Origin of the sequence: Cnuella takakiae, from assembly GCF_001953305.1 — a bacterium.
Classification (GTDB): domain Bacteria; phylum Bacteroidota; class Bacteroidia; order Chitinophagales; family Chitinophagaceae; genus Flavisolibacter; species Flavisolibacter takakiae.
In genome coordinates this window covers 2,175,082-2,176,982 of record NZ_MTFE01000010.1, presented here as the reverse complement: position 1 = coordinate 2,176,982, position 1,901 = coordinate 2,175,082, and the positions used below count along the sequence as shown (strand labels likewise).

Here is a 1,901-nt window from a genome sequence, read left to right as displayed (position 1 = left end):
GTTTGCACCGGCGGCTATTTGAATTGGAGCCCTACAGGCTCCGGCTCTCTTCTCAACGGTGACCGTTACAGATTGTGGAATTCTCCCAAATCTGCCAAATCACTTGCATCCCGCAATGTGCTTTAGTAATTTCTATGGCAAACAACTGCGCATGAATACCTACCGGCAAATCTGCTATCATATTGTTTTTGGCACCCGTCACCGTGAGCCAACCATTAATGAATCACACTGCCGAGAGTTATATGCCTACATCCATGGCCTGATCAAAAACAAACAAGGGCACTTATACCGCATCAACGGCATTGCTGACCATATTCATATTTGCTCCGACCTGCACCCCTCTGTTTGCCTTGCTGATTATGTCAAATCAATAAAGGTAGCCAGCAGCATCTGGATGAAAGCATCCGGCTTGTTTCCCAAATTTGTTGGATGGCAGGATGCCTATGCTGCTTTTACCCATGCTTACAAGGACAACCCGCGTGTTATCGACTATGTCAAAAACCAAAAGGAACACCACAAGGTAGAAAGCTTTCAGGATGAATACCGCAGGCTGCTTGTAGAGCATGGGATCCAATTTGAGGAGCGGTACCTATTGTAAAAACTCAGATCTGTAAAAGAGATTCAACCCCTACGGGGTTGGACGGTAATTAAATGTAGATACAATTTCTCCGCCGGTTGCACCGGCGGCTATTCAAATTGAAGCCCTACGGGCTTCGCATAGCAACACCTCTGGTTTTAGTATTAGCAATTGGTTGCAAATAGGTTTTACCATACCTGGCACTTCGATCCTTCTAACGGCGTCATTAAATGAACATGAACCAACTGAATAATGCTACCTACTTCCCAAACACCTTTTTCAAAAACTCATCGATGTATTGAACCGTCGGTTCAAACCAGGGTTGAAATAGTGGGAAGCCGTGGGGTGCTCCTTCAAACTGGTGTACCTCGCTGTATATGCCATATTGGTCCAAAACCTTGCGGTAATCGTCTCGGCCGGCATGCATGCGGTCAACGCTGCTGTTGAGGAATAAAGTGGGTGGGGTATGCGGGCCCACATGCGTCAACGCCGAGGCTTCCTTCCAGATTTCGGGGCGGGCATCTTTACCATAGCCAAACCAATAAGTGGCGGCTGAAGTACGCTTGCTGTCGTCGCCTTCGCCCGACTCGGGGTGAATAAAAGCAAGAATCCCATCAAGGTCGAGGATTGCTCCTACACTGCTGCTGCCATCCGTGCATCCAGTGCCTTCCATATTTACATTGCCGTTGGTGCTGCCCACCAGGGCTGCCAGTTGCCCGCCAGCCGAAAAGCCGCCTATGGCAATTTTAGCGGTATCCACACCATACTCCGCTGCATGGGCATGCAGCCAGCGCAGGGAAGCTTTGATATCGTGTACCGCTGCGGGATATAGTGCCTCAGTTGACAAACGGTACTCGGGGGTGAATACCACGTAACCCATTAATGCCATCTTTCTTGCCAGATCGTGGTGCTGGGTGCGGTTGCCGGTGCGCCAGCCGCCACCGTGCACAAAGAGAATAGCCGTGCGGCCTTTTCCTTTAGCTGCAGGTACGAAAGTATCAAGCTTTAATGCCCTTCCTTCACGATTGCAATACACCAGGTCTTTTTGTTCCCGCACCTTTTTGGTGGATGGCACATTTGGAACCCTGATATCCGGGTGCGTTTTACGGGTTTGTATAAAAGCGCTGTAGTTGGAATAGGAAGTGTCTGGGATTCCAGTAATGCCAGTTGTTGATTGCCCTTGGCAATAAAAACTACTAGCTAGGAAACATGTAATTACAACGGTCTTCAACATGGCTAATCCAGTTTATTAATGGTTTCGGGTTGTGGTTGAAGTTGTTAATAAAGCGGGTACTTGCAAAAGCCCGTAGGGCTTCTATCTGAA

2 protein-coding genes are annotated in these 1,901 nt (G+C 48.6%); one reads left to right on the top strand and one right to left on the bottom strand.

Annotated features, from left to right (window positions below; translation table 11 throughout):
- The first annotated feature begins 151 nt into the window (after window positions 1–151).
- Window positions 152–598, top strand: coding sequence for a transposase (locus tag BUE76_RS09575; protein WP_073042290.1), 447 nt, complete (start codon window positions 152–154; stop codon window positions 596–598).
- Between the two features lie 238 nt (window positions 599–836).
- Here the strand turns inward: BUE76_RS09575 and BUE76_RS09570 are convergent, their stop codons facing one another.
- Window positions 837–1,652: an alpha/beta hydrolase gene (locus tag BUE76_RS09570; RefSeq protein ID WP_216820648.1), complete on the bottom strand. Its 816-nt coding sequence runs from the start codon at window positions 1,650–1,652 to the stop codon at window positions 837–839.
- Window positions 1,653–1,901 lie beyond the last annotated feature (249 nt).